This is a genomic window from Chitinophaga eiseniae (assembly GCF_012641265.1).
In the GTDB taxonomy this organism is placed as follows: domain Bacteria; phylum Bacteroidota; class Bacteroidia; order Chitinophagales; family Chitinophagaceae; genus Chitinophaga; species Chitinophaga eiseniae_A.
This window is the reverse complement of the sequence record NZ_JABAHZ010000013.1, coordinates 13,285-29,247: the sequence shown is the minus strand read 5'-3', so window position 1 is coordinate 29,247 and position 15,963 is coordinate 13,285. Positions and strand designations below refer to the sequence as shown.

The 15,963-nt window shown below is 46.4% G+C and carries 14 protein-coding genes; 2 read left to right on the top strand and 12 right to left on the bottom strand.

All coding sequences use genetic code 11. The features are described from left to right. Positions 1 to 175 precede the first annotated feature (175 nt). Positions 176 to 1,090, top strand: a complete 915-nt coding sequence (locus HGH91_RS29665; RefSeq protein ID WP_168742870.1) for a TIGR01777 family oxidoreductase — start codon at positions 176 to 178, stop codon at positions 1,088 to 1,090. Here the strand turns inward: HGH91_RS29665 and HGH91_RS29660 are convergent. The 7 genes from HGH91_RS29660 to HGH91_RS29630 all read right to left on the bottom strand — a co-directional run bounded on the left by HGH91_RS29660 (position 1,080) and on the right by HGH91_RS29630 (position 11,667). Beyond that, positions 1,080 to 2,285, bottom strand: coding sequence for an anthranilate synthase component I family protein (locus tag HGH91_RS29660; RefSeq protein WP_247651883.1), 1,206 nt, complete (start codon positions 2,283 to 2,285; stop codon positions 1,080 to 1,082). The genes HGH91_RS29665 and HGH91_RS29660 overlap by 11 nt on opposite strands. Positions 2,286 to 2,397: 112 nt before the next feature. Further along, on the bottom strand, positions 2,398 to 2,844 hold the full coding sequence (locus tag HGH91_RS29655; RefSeq protein WP_168742868.1) for a hypothetical protein: 447 nt from the start codon (positions 2,842 to 2,844) through the stop codon (positions 2,398 to 2,400). Between the two features lie 93 nt (positions 2,845 to 2,937). Further along, on the bottom strand, positions 2,938 to 4,209 hold the full coding sequence (locus HGH91_RS29650; RefSeq protein WP_168742867.1) for an adenylosuccinate synthase: 1,272 nt from the start codon (positions 4,207 to 4,209) through the stop codon (positions 2,938 to 2,940). A 190-nt stretch (positions 4,210 to 4,399) separates the two neighbouring features. Next, complete coding sequence (locus tag HGH91_RS29645) at positions 4,400 to 6,646, bottom strand: RelA/SpoT family protein (RefSeq protein ID WP_145664460.1); 2,247 nt, start codon at positions 6,644 to 6,646, stop codon at positions 4,400 to 4,402. Positions 6,647 to 6,790: 144 nt separating this feature from the next. After that, positions 6,791 to 7,531 (bottom strand): response regulator transcription factor, encoded by a 741-nt coding sequence (locus HGH91_RS29640; RefSeq protein ID WP_168742866.1) that lies wholly within the window; start codon positions 7,529 to 7,531, stop codon positions 6,791 to 6,793. Positions 7,532 to 7,645: 114 nt separating this feature from the next. Beyond that, positions 7,646 to 9,085, bottom strand: a complete 1,440-nt coding sequence (locus tag HGH91_RS29635) for an alpha-L-fucosidase (RefSeq protein WP_168742865.1) — start codon at positions 9,083 to 9,085, stop codon at positions 7,646 to 7,648. 2 nt (positions 9,086 to 9,087) lie between these two features. After that, the gene (locus HGH91_RS29630) at positions 9,088 to 11,667 is read right to left on the bottom strand and encodes a beta-mannosidase (protein WP_247651882.1); all 2,580 of its coding nucleotides are present in this window, start codon (positions 11,665 to 11,667) and stop codon (positions 9,088 to 9,090) included. Between the two features lie 53 nt (positions 11,668 to 11,720). Between HGH91_RS29630 and HGH91_RS31570 the strand changes: the two genes are divergently transcribed. Continuing rightward, complete coding sequence (locus HGH91_RS31570; RefSeq protein ID WP_317131881.1) at positions 11,721 to 11,891, top strand: DUF6728 family protein; 171 nt, start codon at positions 11,721 to 11,723, stop codon at positions 11,889 to 11,891. Here HGH91_RS31570 and lpxB read toward each other — a convergent pair. The 5 genes from lpxB to HGH91_RS29605 form a co-directional block, all read right to left on the bottom strand. Beyond that, on the bottom strand, positions 11,888 to 12,994 hold the full coding sequence (gene lpxB / locus HGH91_RS29625; RefSeq protein ID WP_168742864.1) for a lipid-A-disaccharide synthase: 1,107 nt from the start codon (positions 12,992 to 12,994) through the stop codon (positions 11,888 to 11,890). The two genes, HGH91_RS31570 and lpxB, sit on opposite strands and share 4 nt — an antisense overlap. A gap of 18 nt (positions 12,995 to 13,012) precedes the next feature. After that, positions 13,013 to 13,315: a hypothetical protein gene (locus HGH91_RS29620; protein ID WP_145664450.1), complete on the bottom strand. Its 303-nt coding sequence runs from the start codon at positions 13,313 to 13,315 to the stop codon at positions 13,013 to 13,015. A 64-nt stretch (positions 13,316 to 13,379) separates the two neighbouring features. After that, positions 13,380 to 14,159: a 5'/3'-nucleotidase SurE gene (surE, locus tag HGH91_RS29615; protein WP_168742863.1), complete on the bottom strand. Its 780-nt coding sequence runs from the start codon at positions 14,157 to 14,159 to the stop codon at positions 13,380 to 13,382. 84 nt (positions 14,160 to 14,243) lie between these two features. Continuing rightward, on the bottom strand, positions 14,244 to 15,020 hold the full coding sequence (locus HGH91_RS29610) for an ABC transporter permease (protein WP_168742862.1): 777 nt from the start codon (positions 15,018 to 15,020) through the stop codon (positions 14,244 to 14,246). Next, a complete protein-coding gene (locus tag HGH91_RS29605; protein WP_168742861.1) occupies positions 15,017 to 15,913 on the bottom strand; it encodes an ABC transporter ATP-binding protein in 897 nt (298 codons plus the stop codon). The genes HGH91_RS29610 and HGH91_RS29605 overlap by 4 nt, the downstream gene beginning before the upstream one ends. Positions 15,914 to 15,963 lie beyond the last annotated feature (50 nt).

Genomic DNA, 15,963 nt, shown 5'->3' with positions numbered 1-15,963 from the left:
CAGATATGTGTTAATACAGATGGCACGTTTCAATGCTTCAATTTCAAACTTACATTAAAAATCAGAAATTAAGCGGTCAATTTACACCTACCTGCTCCTGCCTTTACATAAATTCCAAAAGGCCCGATTTATTGTGTACTTTTATTAAATTATTTTCAAAAAGCAGCTATACTTGATGGAAACCGTTATTATAACCGGTGGAACAGGACTTATAGGAACGGCATTGACCCAACTGTTGCTGGAGCGCGGCTACAAGGTAATTATATTGAGCAGGCGCCCGGAAAACGGCGACAATAAGGCGGTTACATATGCCCCTTGGAACCTGGAAACGCAAACGATTGATAAAGACGCCATCCAACAGGCTGATTATATTGTACACCTGGCAGGAGCCAATGTAGGCGCCAGGCGCTGGACAGCGGCACGTAAACAGGAGATTATTGACAGTCGCACCCAAAGCAGTGCACTCATCTATACTGCACTACAAACTATTCCCAATAAAGTAAAGAAAGTCATCAGCGCCTCGGCTACTGGCTACTATGGCGAGTTTACAGATCATGTTTTCACAGAAACCGATCCGCCGGCCACCGATTACCTGGGCAGTACTACACAGGCCTGGGAACAAAACATTTCCAGGGTTACCACGCTGGGAAAGAAGCTGGTTATTTTACGTACCGGGATTGTATTGAGCAGGGAAGGCGGCGCCCTTAAAGAGTTTTACAAGCCGCTGCGCTTTGGATTTGCCACCATATTGGGTTCCGGCGACCAGTTTATTTCCTGGATACATATCCATGACCTGGTAAGGCTTTATTTCAGCGCTATCGTTAATGATAAACTGGAAGGCATTTATAATGCGGTAGGCCCTCATCCTGTTACCAACCGGGAGCTGATCCTCAGCATGGCCCGGATAGCCAAAGGCCGCAGCTTTATGACCACTTATGTACCGGCAGCGGTATTGAAACTGGCATTGGGCGAAATGAGTGTGGAGGTATTAAAGAGTATGAAGGCATCTCCGGATAAAATACAAGAGACGGGATTCCAGTTTTCCTATCCTACCATCGATGAGGCGATGGAGCAGCTGTTTAGCCAATAATGGTTTTCTCCATGACAGCCGCTTTCAGCAGGCATTCCTCCCATTCTTTTTCCGGATCACAGTAAAAGGTAATAGCAGAACCGGTTTGGAAAGACAGGTACTGGCTTGTCGCATTATAAAGCATACTACGGATCACGACATTGAAATCGAAATCGCCTTCCGGCGTAATGTAACCTACTGCTCCGGAGTAAAGTCCACGGCGGGTTTGCTCATATTGTTCAATCAACTGCATCACCCTGATTTTGGGTGCTCCAGTCATGGAGCCCATCGGAAACGTAGTGCGGAGCACTGCTGTAAACGGTAGCTGTGGCGGCAATTGAGCCGATACGGTGGAAATCATGTGGTGTACATGGGCAAAAGAATAGATCCCAAACAACTCGGTTACCTGTACTGAACCCTGTATGGCGGTGTGCGACAAGTCGTTGCGCACCAGGTCTACCACCATTACATTTTCGGCTCTCTCTTTTGGATTTTGCAGTAATTGTTGTTGCAGCCACTGGTCCGTAGCCGGATCTTCGTCTTTGCGGCTGGTTCCTTTGATAGGCTGTGAAATAACCGTGTTTCCTTTTTTCTGCAGGAAGCGTTCGGGACTGGAACAGGCCAGGTAACGATCGTGCAGACGATAATAGGCAGCAAAAGGTGCGGGTGAAAGGTTATTCAACTTTGTGAATAACGCTGTGGGATTTACGTTAACACCGGTCATATAATTTTCCCGGCAGAAATTGATTTCATAACAATCTCCGTGTAAAATATGCCGGCGGATATCCTCTACTGCGGTAATATAGTTGTGGTGATCCAGGCGGCTTTGCAGCGCAGGCACCGGCCCCGTGGTAACCGGTACTACCTGAACGGGCATACGTAAACAGTCGTCATATATGGCACGGGCCTCCGTTTCTTGGAGATGGATGCCGCCAATATGTACCTGTTGCTGTTGTAATTGAACAATAATGCGTGGCTGAAAAAAGCACATATCCGGGAAGCCAATACCATCGGTATTAGCGGATTGTAGTCCGGGGGCTGTTTCATTTTTAAGATCATATGCCAGGTGACCAAAGAGCCAGTCGGCGTGCCGGTCGTGGAAGGCCTGTAAAGCGGGGAAGGCATTGCCTGCGTTTACTTCAAGGATTTGCAGGGCATCTGCAGCCAGAACGGCGTCATATTGGTGCCAGGGAGAATCGTAGTTATTATTGTCCAAAAAACAACAAATGTTGAACTGGTTTCCCCAATTCAACATTTGTTGCTTAAATATTTTCTGATTATCAACCGGGAAGGTGTGGAATATCCTGATAACAATCGTGTTTTAAAGCTTAAAAATCATCATCCTCATCGTCAAAACGATCGTTAAACAGATCCATATCCTTGAATTCATCGTCTATGCCCAGGTCATCATCGTCATCGGTTTTCTTACCGCCGCCGGCAGGACGACCGCGTTTACCTTTTGACTTAGGCATGTCAAATTCTTCAAAATCGGGATCATAATCATCATCTTCTCCTTTTTCCCAAGCATCGTCCATGTCATCCACCTCATCGTCATCATCATCCTCCTCATCGTCATCTTTACGTTTGGATTTTGATGCGGACTTATCTGATTTCTTAGCGGCAGATTTTGAAGGTTTTACATCTTCATCATCTTCCTCCTCTTCATCTTCATCCACCTCTTTCTTAGGCTTGGCCGCAGCTTTGGGAGCGTCTTTTTCAGTCTTAGGAGAAGTAGTTTTTTTGGTCTCTTTCTCTTTATCAGATTTTGATTTCATAATAGGTTGCCTTATTTCTTTGCCGTAAAGTTTTAATAGTTTTTTTTATTCGCCAAATTTTTTTTGCCGTTTTTTTTCCTTACTTTTTTCCTTCTACTTTTCAAGGATCTGATCGCGCCCAGGTCCGTTGGAAACGTATTTCACGGGAACGCCCAGGTAATTCTCCACGGATGAAACAAACGCTTTCATCTCGGTTGGTAACTCGTTGAATTGCTGACAAGTAGACGTCTTGTCACTCCAGCCTTTATAAGTTTCCCACACCGGTTTAATGTCCAGACCGTTTAACTGGAAAGGCAATTGTTTTGTTTGCTGACCGTCGATCTGATAAGCTGTACAGGCCAGTACTTCATCAAATTCGTCCAGTACGTCGCTTTTGGTCATTACCAGTTGAGTTACGCCACTCAGCATGCAGGTATAGTTCAGTGCAACCAGGTCAATCCAGCCACAGCGGCGGGAACGGCCTGTAACGGCGCCAAATTCATGACCGGCACTGCGCAGGTGCTCACCCACTTCATTGTCCAGCTCAGTAGGGAAAGGTCCGCTACCCACGCGGGTGCAGTACGCTTTGGTAACGCCAATTACATCTTTAATCCAGCGGGGAGCAATACCCAAACCGGTACATACGCCGGCAGAAATGGTGTTGGAAGAAGTAACAAACGGATAGGTACCAAAATCAACGTCCAGCATACTTCCCTGGGCTCCTTCGGCCAATACTTTTTTACCGGCTTTCAGCTGTTCATTCAGGAAATATTCGCCACTTACCACGTTCATCTTTTTCAGGAAAGGAATCGCTTCAAAGAATTCGGCTTCCCAGGCGGCAATATCTTCAGTAAGATCTGTAATATCGTAATGAGACAAGAGCTGCAGGTGCTTCTGCTTCAGGCTCTCATACAGGCTTTTAAAATTAGGCGACAACACATCTCCTACACGTAAACCGTTTCTGCCGGTTTTATCCATATAGGCAGGGCCGATCCCTTTCAGGGTAGAACCGATTTTATCGTTGCCTTTTGCAATTTCAGATGCTTTGTCCAGCGCACGATGCGTAGGAACGATGATATGGGTTTTTTCTGCTATAAACAGATTTTTTGTCAGATCCACGCCCAGTGCCGCGATATCTTCGCTTTCCTTTTTGAAAGCTACGGGATCCAGTACCACCCCGTTACCGATAAGATTCACGGTCTTATCATGGAATACACCGGATGGAATGGTGCGTAATACTACTTTCTGTCCGTTTACATATAACGTGTGACCAGCGTTCGGGCCACCCTGAAAACGGGCAATCACGTCGTACCTGCCGGCAAAATAGTCCACAATTTTACCCTTGCCTTCGTCGCCCCATTGCAGGCCTAACAAAACGTCTACCATAATGATTTAATTAATTATCGGAGGTTGTTGCTTTAAAAGAAGTCGCAAAATTAAGGCGAATATTAAGAAATACAAATTTTGAAAGCTTTTAGCCTTCCCTTATCCGCAGTCAGTAAACCCCATAGCCCTCACATCGCGTAAATATACGCCACCTTTACCGACAGTTTTCCTTAAAATGACAATGGCTATATCACGATTCCTCGAGCCGTTGGATAGATTGTATGCCATCCAGCTTTTTAAGCCGATCTACCAGTTCATCCAGCTCCTCCTTATCATGTACATACACTTTGATCAATCCTTCAAACAGGCCTTCTTTTGACTCAATACTGAGGGCGGAGATATTTATCTTCAATTCTCCGGAAATGATGTTGGTGATTTTGTGGATAACCCCCACATCGTCCATACCGATAATACGCAAGCCGGTGAGGAAAGAGATTTCCCGGTTCTTCACCCACTTGGTTTTCACGACCCGGTGGCCATAGTTAGCCAGAAGCTGGGCTGCATTGGGGCAGTTGGTACGGTGAATTTTGAGGCCTTCGCTGGCCGTAATAAAGCCAAATACGTCATCGCCCGGGATAGGCCGGCAGCAATTGGCCAGCTTATAGGCAATCTTATCTGAACTTTCACCGAAAATAATCAGCTCTGCATCCTTCTTGGAAGGCAGCTGGTGCTTCACCTGCTCTTCCGGTACATGTTCCGGCGCCTTCACCGGTTTTGGGGGTTCCAGCTTATCGCCCAGTACAGCAAACTGTTTGAGCTCTTTCAGGTCGATATTCTTAACCGCTACCTGGTAGTATAAATCGAGTGGAGATGGTTGTTTATAGAACTGAACCAGCTCACTGATATTATGTTGATTGATGGAGATATTCATGTGGGATAGCTTACGCTCCAGCGCCGCTTTCCCATCCATCGCCACTTTCCGCTTTTCTTCCTTCAGGGCATCTTTGATCTTTGACTTGGCTTTGGCTGTGAGCACAAAGTTGAGCCAGTCTTCCGAAGGCTTCTGTTTATTGGAGGTAATAATCTCTACCTGGTCCCCACTGCGCAACTTATGGCTCAGGGGCACCAGCTTGTAATTCACCTTGGCGCCGATACACTTATTCCCCACGGCACTATGGATAGAGTAGGCAAAATCCAGTGCGGTAGAGTTCACCGGCAATATCTTCAGGTCGCCCTTAGGCGTGTATACATAAATTTCCTCGGTGAACAGGTTGCTCTTAAAATCGGCGAGGAAGTCGAGCGTATTGGAATCGGGATTGTTCAGTATTTCCCGGATCTGGGTAAACCACTGGTCAAATTTGGATTCCTGTTGCGCGGAAGCACCGCTGCCCTCTTTATAGCGCCAGTGTGCGGCCACGCCTTTTTCGGCATAGTCGTTCATGCGTTTGGAGCGGATCTGTACTTCTACCCATTTACCGTTGGGCCCCATTACCGTTACGTGCAAAGCTTCATACCCATTGGATTTGGGGTTACTGAGCCAGTCTCTCGTTCTTTCCGGGCTGGGGTGGTAAAAGTCGGTAATAATGGAATATACTTTCCAGCAGTCCGCTTTTTCCTTTTCCAGTGGGGAATCCAGGATAATACGGATGGCGAAAAGATCATATACTTCCTCAAAGGCTACGCCCTTGGTTTTGATTTTATTATGGATAGAATGGATTGACTTGGGCCGGCCATAGATCTCGAATTCAAAGCCTTCCTCCTGCAATACCTCTTTGATAGGTTTAATAAACTCATTGATATAGCGGGTACGCTCCCGTTTTGTTTCCTTGAGACGTTTGGCGATTTCCCGGTAGGTTTGCTGCTCGGTGTATTTCATCGCCAGGTCTTCCATCTCGGATTTAATATTATAAAGCCCTAGGCGATGTGCCAGGGGGGCATATATAAATACCGTTTCGGAAGCTATTTTCAGCTGTTTTTCACGGCTCATGCTGTCGAGCGTACGCATGTTATGCAGCCGGTCTGCCAGCTTGATCAGTATTACCCGGGGATCATCAGCCAGGGTAAGCAATATCTTCTTGAAGTTTTCAGCCTGTGCGGTACTGGTGCTGGAATCTATGACGGTAGATATTTTGGTTAACCCGTCTACAATATGAGCGATTTCATTACCAAATTCACGGGACACATCTTCGAGGGTCACTTCTGTATCTTCCACTGTATCATGCAGTAATGCACAGATAGCAGAACGTACCCCCAGCCCTATTTCTTCCACGCATATCTGCGCCACTGCCAGCGGATGCAGGATATACGGTTCCCCGGACTTACGGCGCATTTCCTTGTGTGCATCGGCTGCCATTTCAAAAGCAGTACGTACCAGCTCCCTGTCGCCTTTTTTTAACCGGGGTTTTAATGCCCTCAATAAAGCACGGTAATGCCGAACGATTTCTTTCTTTTCCTGCTCTTCGTCTAAATTATATTTTTGAACTGCCACTGTTTCCATTAGAATAAAGTTACGATTTAATATAATCTGAAAGAAAAGCAGGATGGAAAAAGCAGGGGCTGGCAAAAAATTCCCGTCCTTTCCCTGGTACAGTCACCGGGAAAGGAACGGGAATTCGCTTCATTTATGGTTGTTATTTGTGCGCTAGGTGAGTGGTACACATATCTTAACAGGCAGTAATGCTTCGGGCACATTCAGCCTCAGCCCTACATTGTACACCGTTTCCAGCTCTACTCGGGGTTCCAGCTTCAGCTGCTTCCGGATCCGGCCAATAAACACGTCCATGCTCCGGCTGGCATAAAAATCTTCTTTTCCCCATACCCGCAGTAGCACTTCGTCTTTTTGTACGATAATATTGGGACGGCTCAGGAAATAACGCAGCATTTTGGCTTCAATCGGGGATAACTTGCTCTTTACCAGCTTGCTTTCCGTCTCATATATCTTCAGCTTCCTGTAGTGATACGTGTAGGTGCCCAGGTTATGCCCGATCAACAGCTCCGTTCTATTGGGCCGGGTCCATTTCAGGATCACCCTTATCCTTCTCAGTAATTCCTCGAAACTAAATGGTTTGATCAGGTAACCGTCGCCTCCTAACTGGAATCCGTTGATCCGGTCTTCATCCCCGGTTCTTTCGGAAGAAAGGAAAAAAATAGGCGTTAGCAGGGTGCTTTTGCGGATATGCCTGGCCAGCTCAAATCCATTCATTTTCGGAATGACAATGTCTATCAGGCAAATATCGTATCGGTTTCTGAGATATAGATTCCAGGCATCAATACCGTCGTAACAATGTTCTACGTTGTAGCCGGCCTGCTCAAGATGTTGTTTTACTATACTACCGAAGGCCTTATCATCTTCAACAAGCAGCACTCTTGGGTTTCTGTTCATATAGCTACCATTTGTGGATATTATCGGTTATAAAACAAAAAAGAGAGGACTGCGGGTAAGCAGTCCTCTCTTTTTTTCTTTATCAACATTAATCCACATGAACTAACACATAAATCACACTTTTTCCACAGCTGATATTTTAATCGCTATAGCATGTTTAAATCCTTTCTGGCGAATAGTTTCAGGCACCTGAATGGTTACGCCATCGGCAGTAGTTTTCCACACCAGCTTATTACTGGCTCCCAACAGCTGTAAGCGGGCGCCTTTGGCAGGCGTGAGTCCTTTAAAACTGATAGTAGCCGGTACCTGCTCATTTTCATCCAGCAGGTAGATAGCGTATACCGCACCGTCTTTTTTGCGGGTAAAGCATACTTTGCCATCTTTATAAGGCGCTACGGCGCGGGTACCGTAAATAGCGTCGCCATTAACATGCATCCATTCCCCAATACCCTTCATGGTAGCGTAAGCCGCGTCATGTAATTCGCCATCAGGGCCAGGAGCCACATTCAGCAGATAGTTGCCTCCTTTAGCCACAATATCGACCAGGTTGTGGATGAGCACATTCACTGTTTTATACTTATCGTCCGGTACGTAAGACCAGGAGCTACCCATGGTCATACAAGTTTCCCAGGGATAGCTGAGCGGCTTGTTAGGAATTTCCTGCTCAGGCGTGCGGTAGTTTTCGTACGGACCATGTACGCTACGATCCACTACGATCAGCCCCGGTTGGTGACTACGGGCCATGGTGGTAATTTTACCCATGTCTATATCCTGGTCCTGTGGAGCGGTCTGACTCCAGGAAAGCGATTCTTTGGTCTGTGTTTTACGTGGACGTACCCAACCTCCGTCCAACCAGAGAATTTCCAGCTTACCGTAACCTGTCATCAGCTCTTCTATCTGGTTGTAGGTATATTGCTTAAACTGGTTCCATCTTTCAGGATACTTCTTAATATCATAGTTCACGTTCCTGTCGCGGGGCGGGAAATAAGGCCACCAGTAATATTCTGTATGCCAGTCGGGCTTAGAGAAATAAGCGCCGGCATGAATTCCTTCTTCCCGGAACGCCTGGAATATCTCCTTGGCGAGGTTAGCCCGCGGATTCTTGCTGAAAGCACCATCGGCGGCGGTAATCTTATAGTCTGTTTGTTTGGTATCAAACATACAGAAACCATCATGGTGCTTGGTAGTAAATACCAGGTATTTCATACCGGCATCTTTGGCTGCCTTTGCCCATTTTTCGGGATTAAAATGTACCGGGTTAAAGGTTTTCCCTAAAGCCTCATACTTTTTCAGGTAATCGTAATACGGGATACCGGCAGGTTTACGCTGCGTCCAGCCTTCATCTTCCGGGCAAATGCTCCAGGATTCCACTACGCCCCACTGTGAATAAGGTCCCCAGTGCATAATCATACCAAACTTCCAATCCTGCCATTCATCCAGTTTTTTCACAACTGCCTGATCGGTTTCAGGTACATATGGATGTTCTTCGCTTTGGGCCTGGGCGCTCGCCATTCCCATTAATACGCAACCTAATGCAATCCAGAATTTTTTCATTTTCAGTGTTTATAAGATGCTTCCAATGTGGTTATCTTCAATGCCTGCTGAACTATTTCAGGCAATTGTGTTGTTTGCAACCGGATAGTCCGGGTTTCCCCGGGCAACAGGTCAAAATAGTTTTCTTCAAAATGCGTAGCTGCCGGCGCATTGTCGAGCGATAAATAAACATTCCGCGCCAGCTTATCCGATTTCAAACGGATATATACCACCCCACTCTCTTTAACTGGCTTGCTGGTCACCACCTCCAGGTGCGGTACCTCCAGCTTCATTTCCTTCGCCGGAGCAAAGTAAAAGATATTCCGTTCTAAATCCTTATTGTCAATTCGCAGTTGCGCATAGAATATTACCATTGCCGGGTTCCGTCCCTGCAAAATAGCCGCGGTATCAATGGTATGCAGCTTTACACTGGCATTGCTGTTTAACTGGATATCCTTCAACTCCTTTTGCCAGATCGTCTTTCCGTTCAAGTCCATCGCCAACATCACCAGGTCGGCTTTTCCCTGGTATTCATCCGTCACCACCCAGGTATTGAGCTGCCCGTTTTCTACGACGTTAGACACCAACCGGGGCTTGAAAGCCTCTTTCACATAGTATTGCAACGCTTTCCAACGACCGTTATAATCCCTGCCAGACCAGGACGGACCAGGCCAGCAATCGTTCAACTGCCAGTAAAGGGTACCCATACAATAAGGCATGGCACGGCGGTGCGCTTCTATGGCCACTTTCATCCCCTCTGCCTGTAATACCTGGCTTAGATACACGAATGCCGGAAAATCTTTCGGCTCCCGGTAATAATGCAGCATATAGGTTTTAATCGCAGTATTCCCTTTAGCAGGGCTTTTCTGGTGCGACTGCATCACATTGGAAAAAATATCGTAATCGTCTTTGGTAGCAAACGTGCGTATCGTTTCCATACCCGGGAAGGACTGGAAACCATATTCGCTCATAAACCGGGGAATATGCGTATTGAAGGCCTCAAACCACTCCATGCCATGCCAAACACCCCAGTAGTGGTTGTCGCCTCTGGTAAATTCTTCCGGCTTACCCCAGTTGCTGATAGGAGAAGAATGGAAATAAAATACCCCTGGCTGATAAGTCGCCACCTGTTGAGGTAAAATAGTTTTAAACAGCAGATCATACCCCTGCTGCAAACTATCCCATTGCTTGTTCGTATAGGCGTAACCGCTTTGCCATCCCCAATTTTTAATAGCTACCGCTATCTCGTTATTCCCGCACCATAAAGCCAGGGAAGCATGATTACGTAAACGCCTGATGTTATCGGCCGCCTCTTGTTTCACATTCTCCAGGAAAGCGGTATCTGAAGGATAAAGGGTGCAGGCAAACATGAAATCCTGCCATACCAGGATACCTTTCTGATCTGCCAGGTCGTAGAACTTATCATCTTCATAAACACCACCACCCCATACGCGCACCATGTTAAAATGCGATTCCGCCATATCGCGAAACAGCTGCTCCTGCTTATCAGCAGTTACGCGGGGCAGGAAATTGTCCTGGGGAATATAGTTGGCGCCCTTCATAAATACCGGGCGGCCATTTACTCTCACATAAAAAGATTCGCCCAGGCTATCCGGTTTATTCACTACTTCTATCGTTCTGATCCCAATTTTATCGCTACGGGTATCTATCTTCTTCTTACTAAGGAGCAGATTGGCTACCAGCTCGTACCGGTATTGATCGCCCATACCGGCAGGCCACCACAGCACTGGTTTTTCTATCACGAAAGGTATCTTAAACACCTGGGTACCTGCCTGTAAAGTTACCGGGAACAACGCCAGGGAGGGTTCTCCACCACGGGCAGATTTCTTTTGCAGCTGCAGCGTATACGCTCCCGCTACCGCAGCATCCACGGTTACTTCCGCCTGCATTTCTGCCCGCGTACTATCTACCTTCAACTGCTGCCAATATACATCACGAATGATTGCTCTATTCCAGCTGTGCAGGTACACCGGGCGCCAGATACCGGAAGTGACCAGCCGCGGCCCCCAATCCCAGCCATAATGATACGGCGCTTTACGCGCATATACGCTTAATGGAATATCGCTGGCATCGTTGCCGGCAGGATAAATAACCTGATCCTGCAGAAATTTAGGCATGTCTGTTTTAACAGGACTTTTAAACAGGATGCGTAGTTCATTGTCGCCCGCTACCAGCCACTCTTTCACATTTACCACATGCGACACAAACATATTGGATGACTGTAAAACCAGGTGGTTATTGAGATACACTTCTGCGTAGGTATCCAAACCTTTGAATTCGAGCGCTATCACATCAAAATTCAGTTCCTGCTTCTTCAGCTTCCACTTTTTCCGGTATTCCCAGTCTTTTTTATCGACCCATTGAACCGCCTTTTCATTGGTACCTACAAATGGATCAGGAATTAAATGCTGGGCCAGCAGATCGGTGTGTACGGTGCCGGGAACAGTGGCAGGGCGCCACACGCCTTCGTCGGTACGGGAAAACTCCCAGCCGGAGCCCATGAGGTTAACGGTATGATCCTGTGCCTGCAGATTCATAAAAACAGCTAAACAAAGCCAGGCACTTAACAGTATATATTTCATGTTCTAATTTTTCAGAAGAACCAAAAATAGTACTGATTTACGATCTTTGAGAAATGAAAAGTATCTGGAAACAAATATTGAGGTATCTATATATCGGTAAAAAAGATCCCAATGCACCAAAAACACGCTACGTGGCCATGATGCATGGGATGAACAGAATTTCTCTTTTACTTTTTATTATTGCGATCATCGTGATGATCATCCGGCTAATCCGGAAGCATTAGCGCGCTACAGCATATTCATAGATCACTTCAGCTGCGCGGCGGGAAGCATCCTTCTCGCCCAGTTTATGCCACAATGCAGCATAGTCGTTCATCACGCTATTCCTGACAACGGTATCCTTCAGTAACAGGGTCAGTTCTTTCAGGAGGTTCTCTTCTGTAAGGTCGTGTTGAATTAATTCCTTTACTACCAGTTTATCCATCACCAGGTTTACCAGGGAGATGTATTTTACCTTAATGAGTCGTTTGGCGAAAAAGTAGGAAATAGGATTTCCCTTATAACATACTACTTCAGGCACCCCGAATAATGCCGTTTCCAGCGTAGCGGTACCCGATGTTACCAGGGCAGCGGTAGCCTGCCTTAATAAGGTATATGTTTGTCCTTTTACCATCGATACGTTAGGATGTTGCCCGGTCAATGCTTCGAGGAAATGATCGTCCAGGCTGGGCGCCTGGGCTACTATAAATTGGTAATCAGGGAAATGTTTAGCCATGGTAAGCATAATCGGCAATTTCACGCTCACTTCCTGTTTGCGGCTACCCGGCAATACGGCTATAATAGGTTTATCGGACAAAGGCGCATCAGCAGGCTTTTCTTTGGCAGCTTTTACCACTTCTACCAGGGGATGACCTACATATTCTACCTCATAATTCCATTTATGATAAAATGCCTGTTCAAACGGGAGAATACAGAGCATTTTATCTACAGACTGTTTTAATTTTTTCACCCTGTTTTCCTTCCAGGCCCATACCTGTGGAGAAATGTAGTATACTATTTTAAAGCCTTGCTGTTTTCCCCATTCTGCAATGCGCATATTAAAGCCGGGATAATCTATCAATACCAGCACGTCAGGTTGCCAGGCGGCAATATCTTTTTTACAGGTATCTATATTGCGTAAAATAGTGCGCAAGTTCATCACCACTTCCACAAATCCCATAAAGGCCAGTTCCTTGTAATGCTTCACCACATGGGCGCCGGCGGCTTCCATCATATCGCCTCCCCAGCTGCGTATATCCGCTGCGGTATCTATCTGTCTTAATTGCTTTACCAGATTACTGCCATGCAAATCACCAGACGCTTCTCCTGCAATAATGTAATATTTCAATATAATGTCGATTAAAAATTATCTGATCAGTTTGAGTAACAGGATAGCAATGGCATACAGCATGGTCATCAGGAAAATACCCTTGGCGGTAATATCCAGTCGTTTTCTTGTATACAGGAAAAACACCAGCCCATTCAGCAACAGGCAAATGCTGGTGAGTTTGGGAATCATCTGGCGGTTATCTTTCAGGATGCCCAGGAATTGTCCAAATCCTACATTGTTATGCGGCCTGATAACAAAAAAATAGTACAGAAAAAACGCTGCCAGCGGGGTCAGAAACCCCAGTAAAATCCCTAATGGAAGATTGTCTTTTTTTAACATACGTGTGTTTAGCTTTTAGCTGCTAGCTGTCCGTGATCATCGTGGAACTGCTGCCTTTACCATTTTACAGGTCGCTCCAATCCTCTTCCAGCTTCTTTTTCAGCTTATAATTAGTCAGATCAAACTGCACCGGTACTATAGAAGCAAAGTTATTATCTAATGCCCATACATCTGTATCTTCACCTGTGTCGCGGTTTTTAAATGCACCGGTCAGCCAGTAATATTTCTTTCCATGCGGATCGCGACGCTCGTCAAACTCCTCTACCCACTTGGCATCCGCCTGCCGGCTCAATTTCAATCCTTTAAACTCCTGTTCGCTCACAATCGGGATATTCACGTTAAACAGTGTACCCGCCGGCAATTCTGACGAAAGCATGCGTTTGGTTACCTCGTGAGCGACTTTCTTAGGCAGCGAAAAATCCGCATCATAGCTATATTCAAGGAAGGAAAAACCTACCGAAGGAATTCCTTCTATCGCTGCTTCCATAGCGGCAGACATCGTACCAGAATAAATGACATTAATGGAGTGATTGGCGCCATGATTAATCCCACTCACACAGATATCGGCCTTATTGCCATGCAATATCTTATCCCGGGCCAGTTTCACGCAGTCTACCGGCGTACCGGAGCATTGCCAGGCCTCCACCCCTTCAAAAATATCCACTTTTTCCAAACGTAAAGGAATGCCAATAGTAATGGCATGCCCTTTCCCCGATTGAGGGCTGTCCGGCGCTACTACCACTATCCTGCCCAGCGGGCGTACCGCTTCAATTAATGCACGTATACCGGGTGCTGTAATGCCGTCATCGTTGGTTACCAATATTACACGTTCCTGTTTTGCCATAATTCACCATTTAATATTGCCCAACAAATTTAAGCTCTCTGCGATACATTTCGCTTTAAAAGAATGTGAAATATATAGATATTTCTATAGATCGGATTTTAATATTTTCCTGAAAACCAAAAAGATACCTAAAATGATATAGCACAGCATGGCCAGGATATACACATAAGTATCGTAATGGTCGCTGGTAGTCACCATTTTACCCACCAACGGAAAAGGCAGCAATTCATCCCCGCTTTGCAGTGGCAGCAGTCCCCCTGCAGCACCTATGTACCGTTTCAACAGGAACGTTAACAATTGATCCAGCATCATATTGTAGGCAACAAACAATACAATGGCCAATCCCGCGCGTTTTACCAGCACCCCGATCAGTAAAGCTATCGTGAGCATGACAACCAGTTGCAGGAAATAATAGAGCATGTATTCATACCCTTCAAAGCTCACCGGCTTATTACCATAAATAACCCCCACAAGGGCGGCACTGATGGTAGCTACTACCAGCGTGAGCAGCGCCAGCAATACCAGCCAGAACAATTTAGCATACACAAAATGTTTCCTTTCCCAGCCATCAATGATATTCTGCCGGTTGGTACGGTAGGTATATTCGTTGGTAACCAGGATGATCAGCAACAGGCCAAATAAAGCGGAAATATAGCTATTGATGGAGGCCATGGTCAGCCACACATCCGGGAAGCTAAAAGGGTTACCAACCAACTTGCTGAGCTGCTGGAGGTTTTCAGTGAACTTATCGGCCACCATAAAGTTACCTGCGGGAATGATGATGAGCGCCAGCAGCAGCATAGCCCAGAAAGTACGGTAGTTCTTTACTTTCAGCCATTCGGTATAGATGATTTGTTTCATTGTACAGGGGTGTTAGTTATTTCCAGGAATGCAGTTTCAAGGCTCTTCTTACGCAGTTGGAGGTGACTGAGCCAGATTCCCTGTTGCGCGCAGTAGTTGTTAATAGCAGCAGCATCGGGCTGTGCAGCAAACATGACTTTCAGAAGGCCTCCATTCAATTCAGCATTGGTGCAACCGGGATATTGCAACAGCGCCAAACGCAGTGCATGGTTGTCGGCCGCGGCAATTTCTATATAGTCATTGCGGCTGATCACTTCGTTCACAGCGCCGGATAACAACAAATTCCCTTTTCTCAGGATAGCCACATGGGTACAGACTTTTTCTACTTCGTCCAACAGGTGGCTAGCCAGGATAATGGTTTTACCGGTACCGGCGAGACGGCGCACCAGGTCCCTTACTTCCGCAATACCCGCAGGATCCAGCCCATTGGTAGGTTCATCCAGGATGAGCACTTCCGGATCTCCCAGCAATACCGCCGCAATAGCCAGTCGCTGCTTCATGCCCAGCGAATAGGTTTTGAAAGCGGAATGCTGACGCTGGGTAAGACCGCAGATATCCAATACCCGGGCTATATCATCTTTTCCCCGCTGCTTAACCGCCGCAGAGATCTCCAGGTTTTTATATCCACTGAGATAATGATAAAAGTTAGGCGTTTCCAGCAAAGTGCCTATTTTCCGGCGCTCCCGGGCAGTTGGCGTCTTATCAAATAAGGTAAAATGGCCGGTATCAGCTTTCAGTACGTCGGTCACAATACCCAACAGGGTGGTTTTTCCACTACCATTGGGACCAAGTATACCAAAGACGCTGCCCGCAGGTACTTCAAAGGAAACACCGGCTAAAGCCTGTACTGCTCCATATCTTTTTGAAATGTTTTGTAGGGTTAGAATTGGCACGGGAAATATTATAAGGGTGTACAATAAAAAGGGAAATGCAGCGAATGATC